Source organism: Metabacillus litoralis, from assembly GCF_007994985.1.
Classification (GTDB): Bacteria; Bacillota; Bacilli; order Bacillales; family Bacillaceae; genus Metabacillus; species Metabacillus litoralis.
On record NZ_VOQF01000012.1, the window covers coordinates 162,226 to 168,774 of the forward strand.

A 6,549-nucleotide genomic window follows, 5' to 3' on the forward strand; every position below is an offset into this window, starting at 1 on the left:
TAGTTTAGATGTTCTATGAAAAGTTATTGACACAAAAAAACTAGATCGTCATCTTCCAGTTCGAATAAGCTAGCCAGTTTTCTTGTTCTTCATAATCAGGCATTATTTTTCCAACAAGTCGCCAAAAAGAGCGATCATGATTGAGATGAACCATGTGACACATCTCATGAACAACCACATAATCAATGACCTTCATAGGTGCCATTGCTAATCTCCAATTGAACGTTAACTGCTGATTTGAATCACATGTTCCCCAGGTTGTTTTACTATCAGTAATTCGGATCGATCGTGGTTTTTGCTTGAAATTGCTTTGATTAGAAATAATTCTTTTCTCAACTAAAGCTTTACATTGTTTATAATAAAATCGTTTTAGCGCTTGTCTTATTTTTTCATCTTCTAGTTGCTTCACATAAATATGTAAAACTTGACCGTCAAATGCTACATTGTCTTGATCTATTGTTGAATTGTGAGTGATTTTTATAGGATAGCTTTTCCCTAAATAAAGAAAGCTCTCACCATGGTCATACACCTTATCCTTTGGTCCTTGCACTTGCTCATTTAGCTCACCTAGCTTTTGTTGGATAACATCCCACTTCTCCTCTAAAACCTGAATAACTTTTTCATCTGGTGTATGTCTAGGAGCCTGAACTTCAATCATTCCGTTTTTTAGATAAATGCCAATGGATGTCCGATTTTTGTACTTTATTTCAAAATATAATGTGTTCCCTAAATAATGATGTCTCATGTTATCACCTGTTGTTTTCTATTCAATATGTTTCCTACTAGGCTTCACCATATAAAAGCAAAGCCTATCTACAAATTAACTATTCCCACTTAAACACATAGCTAGCCAATGCAAATCCTCCAACTAACCAGGCTCCAAGTATGAGAGTTTCTGTACCCAGCTCTAGAAAAGGTGTGCCAATATTCATCGTCTCTCTTAGTGCTGAGCTTAAATGCGCAATTGGGAGAACCTTAACAATAGGCTGAATAAAATCTGGCATATTGCTTATCGGAAAAAAGACTCCGCCGAGAAATAGCATTGGAAACGTAACAAAGCCAGCTATCGGTCCCGCACTTTCCGGATTTTTGGCTATTCCAGCTATAATAAAGCCTAGTGACATAAACGCAAGTGTGCCAAGGACAATAAAAAAGATTAACGCAAGCCATGATCCTACAACATCAATTTTAAAAATTAGGTTAGCAATTAATACAACTAACAACGCTTGTGTACCGTTTAGAAATAAACGAGCCGTTATTTGAGCAGCTATAAAGGTTGATGCTTTCAATCGCGTTCCCTGCATTCTTCGCAAAATGCCTCGTTCACGCCATGCTGAAATTTGCCCTGCAACTCCGTTCATATTGTTACTCATAATCATCATCGCCACAATACCAGGTACAAGAAAATCAACATATCGTATGTTTAATGCCTCAATTCCAATCTTTTCAACTGTCACTAGAGGCTGATAATCAACAAGATCTTTACTATATTGATCAATAATTCCATTTACAACGGTTAAACCAAGCTCTGAGGTTGTTAGGTTTTTTTCATTATAATAAACAGGTAATGAAAACGGCTTATCAGCATTCTGTAAATTTGCTTCATAGCCTTTAGGAATTTCGATTAAAAGCTGAATATCGCCATTCTCAATCGCTTCCTTTCCGACATCCTGTTCCTCATACTCAATAACTTCAAGTCCCTCATTTTCATAAAATAACTCTTCTAAATTTTTCGAAGCATCTGATTGGTCTTTATTTATGATCCCTATTGTTAGTTCTAAAGAATTTCCACCACCAATAAATGAACCAAGTGCGAGCATTAAAATAATCGGGAAAAGAAGAGTAAAAAATAAAACTTGTTTATTCCGAGCGAAAATCCGTAATTGCGCTAAAGTTAACTGCCAATATGCTCTCATGATTCTCTTATACTCCTTCCTGTCATCGTGATAAACACGTCCTCAAGTGTTGCTAAACGAGTTTGAAGGTCTTCAATTTTTAAATTGTGTTCTGTAGATAATTGAATAAGCGATGTTAATGCTTGTTGAAGATTATCTGTGTAAAGCTGCACAAAGGTGTCTTTTATGGATACTTTTTCTACAGCTTCCATCTTCAAAAACCACTCTTGCTCTGGTGGATTATTCAGATGAAATTCGATTGTACTTGTAGAATGTAGTTTTTTCACTAAATTTGTTGGAGTATCAAGAGCAATCAGCTCACCTTGATCCATAATGCCGATACGATCACATAAAACATGTGCTTCATCCATGTAATGAGTGGAAAGCAAAATGGTTTTGCCTTGTTCCTTTAACCGAAGCACAATATCCCACAACGTTCTTCTAGCCTGTGGATCAAGTCCTGTTGTTGGTTCATCAAGAAAAACAATTTCTGGATCATGGATAAGCGCTAAAGCAATCGCCAAACGTTGTTTTTGACCGCCTGAAAGACCCTTAATTCTATCTTTGCGCTTTTCAGTTAAAAGCATATCTTCTATTAAAGTGTCTATGTTAATATTTCTTGGATAAAAGCTTGCATATAAATGCAAAATTTCTTCTACCTTTAATAATTCAAACAATGAAGTAGACTGAAGCTGAACACCTATAACTTCCTTCACTTTATTTACTTCTTTTTTAACATCAAAGCCTGCAAGTGTTGCTGTTCCTTCATCTGGTTTCCTAAGACCAACAAGCATTTCGATTGTTGTCGTTTTCCCTGCACCATTTGGTCCAAGTAAGCCAAAGATTTCTCCCTTTTTCACTTGAAATTGAACACCTTTGACTGCAGTATGAGAGCCATAGCTTTTCACAAGCCCTTGTACATCGACCATTGTTTCATTTTGCATAAACAAACCTCCCCCTAAATGGTAGTGAACTCACTTTCAGAAAAATGTTCAAAAAAGAAACAGCCCTGAAATAGAGCTGTTAGGTTTTAATTTTATTATACGCGATGGTGATCTGCGCGCCAATTTTGAACGGACTTTTTAATTTCATCTGGAGATAGATTCTCAGATATTGTTCGCTCAACTAAATCTGGGTACTCATTGTCATCTGCAAATCGAAGGGCAATTACCTGCTTCAAAGAAAGCTGAGTATCTAAAAACTTCCCTGTTAAACGATAATACCTAAAGTTCTCTTCATTACGAATCACTCGATCTTGTAATAATAGACCATATCCTCTAATTTTCACAGCCATTAACAGAATAATAACAGCCATTAGTAAAACGATCGTACTTAAAAACCCTTGGCTAGATACATGTTGAAAAAAATATGTAATCGCTAAAATAAAGATAACAAGTGAAAAAAGGGCAATACCTACGTGAAAAACTGGATCTATCTTTCTATGATTTTGATAATTCTGCTGTTTGATAATCGTAGCCTCCTACTATTTAGTGTGTACACAAATGTACTTTATTCTTAAGTTTACATGATTATGAGTGATTATGTACCATATGAATTTATTAAATGTTTGTTAAGTTGTAACATCGTGGTAGTGAAGACCTTTTAAAGATGAAGATCTATCACTTATGGTCTTCATCGAGCTTATGAAGACCTTTAGTAGCTGCAAACCCTCTTCTTTTGGTCTTCATTGGGCTTAATCCTACCGATGACAAAGGAAAGAATCAGCCTATAATTTAAGAAAATAGTAAAAAACTTTTTAATGAATGGGAAACTTCAAAAGAAAATTATTAATTATAATAACGCTATTTATAATAAGTAATTAATCTTAACTTTAAGTATAAAAAATAATTTGATATAGCTTTTCTCTCACCTTAGAGCTTCTAAATGATAAACAAGTGCTTGACATTCCTCATACCTCTTACAAAAAAACACCCCACAAAATTGTCCTTTTACAATAAACTCCTTCCTCAATATAAATTCTTTTCTCATAATCCCCATTCTCAATTACTACACTTACTATTATTTAAATAGTTAAAGATTAAACTTCTATTATGATAAAAAATGCATATATATAATAAGCCAATTCCTATTAAATCCCTTGAGTTTCTTTGAATCTCTCACTTCTAGTAAAACGTGAATTCATCAACAAATACTAGAGGTCCATTTTAATAGTTTGAATCCGCAAATGATTCTTTATCTAAAAAAATATTACCAAATGAATATTAAAGCTTTCATTTTCTCCAATAGTTTAATATAATAACTACATAATAATAATTATTGTTTTGTAGATGTAATTATTTAATACTTAATTCACTAAAAGGGGAGATAATAAATATGGAATCATATAACACTTCGAACACAGGCGGCAAATGCCCATTTAACCACGGTAGCACAACTAGCCCAAAAGTAAGTGGTACAACTAATAAAGACTGGTGGCCAAACCAATTAAACTTAAATATTCTTCATCAGCATGATAAAAAGTCTAATCCTATGGGAGAAGAATTTAATTATGCAGAAGAATTTAAAAAGCTAGATTACGATGCTCTTAAGAAAGATCTTCATGCTTTAATGACAGATAGCCAAGAATGGTGGCCTGCTGATTATGGTCATTATGGTGGTTTCTTTATCCGTATGGCTTGGCACTCAGCTGGAACGTATCGTACTGGTGACGGACGTGGAGGCGGTGGTACTGGAAGTCAGCGTTTTGCTCCATTAAACAGCTGGGCTGATAATGCGAACATCGATAAAGCACGTCGTCTTCTATGGCCAATCAAACAAAAATATGGTAACAAAATTTCTTGGGCAGATTTGATTCTCTTAACAGGAAATGTTGCAATTGAATCAATGGGTGGAAAAACATTTGGTTTTGGTGGAGGACGCGCAGACATTTGGCATCCAGAAGAAGATATCTACTGGGGTTCTGAAACTGAAATGTTAGGAGATAACCGTTACACAGGTGATCGTGAACTTGAGAATCCGTTAGCTGCTGTTCAAATGGGTCTTATCTACGTTAACCCAGAAGGACCAAACGGCAATCCAGATCCAGTTGCAAGTGGACGCGATATACGCGATACATTTGGAAGAATGGGAATGAATGATGAAGAAACAGTTGCATTAATCGCAGGTGGTCATACTTTCGGTAAGGCACACGGTGCTGGTGATGCTGCTCTTGTTGGAAGAGAGCCAGAAGCTGCTCCTATAGAAGCACAAGGCTTAGGTTGGATAAGCGAACATGGAAGTGGTAAAGGTCGCGACACAATTACTAGTGGTGTTGAAGGTGCTTGGACAGCTAACCCAACTCAGTGGGATAATGGATTCTTTGATTTACTATTTGGATATGAGTGGGAACTTACAAAAAGTCCTGCAGGCGCACACCAATGGGCTGCAATAAATCCTGACGAAAAACATCTTGCACCAGATGCAGAAGATTCATCAGTTCGTGTTCCAACAATGATGACTACTGCAGATATGGCTCTACGTATGGATCCAGCATACGAAAAAATTTCTCGTCGATTCCATGAAAATCCAGAAGATTTTGCAGATGCATTTGCTCGTGCATGGTTCAAACTTCTTCACCGTGACATGGGACCTGTATCAAGATATTTAGGACCAGAAGTTCCAACTGAAGAACTAATTTGGCAAGATCCTGTTCCAACTGTTGATTATGAATTAACAGAAGAAGAAGTAGCTAAAATTAAAGTATTAATTTTAGACTCAGGTCTTACAATTAGTGAGCTAGTAACAACTGCTTGGGCTTCAGCAAGTACTTTCCGTGGATCAGATAATCGCGGAGGTGCAAATGGTGCTCGTATTCGCCTTGCTCCACAAAAAGATTGGGAAGCGAATCAGCCTGAACAACTTGCAAAAGTACTTTCTGCACTTGAAGAAATCCAAAGTCACCTTGAGAAAAAAGTAAGCTTAGCTGACTTAATTGTACTTGGTGGTACTGCTGCAGTAGAAAAAGCTGCACAAGATGCTGGCTTTGATGTTACAGTTCCTTTTGCTCCAGGTCGTGGTGATGCAACACAAGAACAAACAGATGTAGAAAACTTTGAATTCCTAGAGCCTATCGCTGATGGTTTCCGTAACTACCAAAAGAAACAATACAGTGTTAGTGCAGAGGAGCTTCTTGTAGATAAAGCTCAACTTCTAAACCTTACTGCACCAGAAATGACTGCACTTATTGGTGGTATGCGTGTACTAGGTACAAACCATAACGGTACTGACCACGGAGTATTCACTGATCGTGTAGGTACACTTACAAATGACTTCTTTGTTAACTTACTTGATATGGGAGTAGAATGGAAGCCAGTAGATGGAGCTCTATACGAAGGCCGTGACCGCAAAACAGGTGAAGTCGTTCGTACTGCAACTAGAGTTGACCTAGTATTTGGTTCAAACTCAGTACTACGCGCAATTTCAGAAGTTTACGCACAAGACGATAACAAAGAAAAATTTGTACGTGACTTCATTAATGCATGGGTTAAAGTAATGAACGCTGATCGTTTTGATCTGAAATAAAAGATTTTGTCGTAAAGAATGAATAAGCACGCAATCTCCTGATATATATCGGGGGTTGCGTGCTTTTTTAGTGCCTGTGGTCAAGCCCCCAATAAATAGACACATGTAAAATACGACATTTTACACTGCACTT

General features: G+C 36.6%; 5 protein-coding genes. 1 reads left to right on the top strand and 4 read right to left on the bottom strand.

Translation table 11 applies throughout. The features are described from left to right. Window positions 1–40: 40 nt before the first annotated feature. The 4 genes from FS935_RS18060 to FS935_RS18075 form a co-directional block, all read right to left on the bottom strand. Window positions 41–745, bottom strand: coding sequence for a M48 family metallopeptidase (locus FS935_RS18060; RefSeq protein WP_146950038.1), 705 nt, complete (start codon window positions 743–745; stop codon window positions 41–43). Window positions 746–824: 79 nt separating this feature from the next. Beyond that, window positions 825–1,916, bottom strand: a complete 1,092-nt coding sequence (locus tag FS935_RS18065) for an ABC transporter permease (RefSeq protein ID WP_146950039.1) — start codon at window positions 1,914–1,916, stop codon at window positions 825–827. Continuing rightward, window positions 1,913–2,839 carry an ABC transporter ATP-binding protein gene (locus tag FS935_RS18070; RefSeq protein ID WP_146950040.1) on the bottom strand — a complete coding sequence of 309 codons (927 nt, stop codon included), beginning with the start codon at window positions 2,837–2,839 and terminating at the stop codon, window positions 1,913–1,915. Before FS935_RS18070 ends, FS935_RS18065 begins: the two co-directional genes overlap by 4 nt. A gap of 95 nt (window positions 2,840–2,934) precedes the next feature. Next, window positions 2,935–3,366: a DUF6526 family protein gene (locus FS935_RS18075; RefSeq protein ID WP_338036934.1), complete on the bottom strand. Its 432-nt coding sequence runs from the start codon at window positions 3,364–3,366 to the stop codon at window positions 2,935–2,937. 863 nt (window positions 3,367–4,229) lie between these two features. On the opposite strand from FS935_RS18075, the gene katG reads away from it, so the two are divergent. Continuing rightward, a complete protein-coding gene (gene katG, locus FS935_RS18080) occupies window positions 4,230–6,416 on the top strand; it encodes a catalase/peroxidase HPI (protein WP_146950042.1) in 2,187 nt (728 codons plus the stop codon). The last annotated feature ends 133 nt before the right edge of the window (window positions 6,417–6,549 follow it).

Excerpts from the sequence above, each read along its gene's own strand:
- FS935_RS18060 (WP_146950038.1), bottom strand. The coding sequence starts at position 745 with ATGAGACATCATTATTTAGGGAACACATTATATTTTGAAATAAAGTAC.
- FS935_RS18065 (WP_146950039.1), bottom strand. The coding sequence starts at position 1,916 with ATGAGAGCATATTGGCAGTTAACTTTAGCGCAATTACGGATTTTCGCT.
- FS935_RS18070 (WP_146950040.1), bottom strand. The coding sequence starts at position 2,839 with ATGCAAAATGAAACAATGGTCGATGTACAAGGGCTTGTGAAAAGCTAT.
- katG (WP_146950042.1), top strand. The coding sequence starts at position 4,230 with ATGGAATCATATAACACTTCGAACACAGGCGGCAAATGCCCATTTAAC.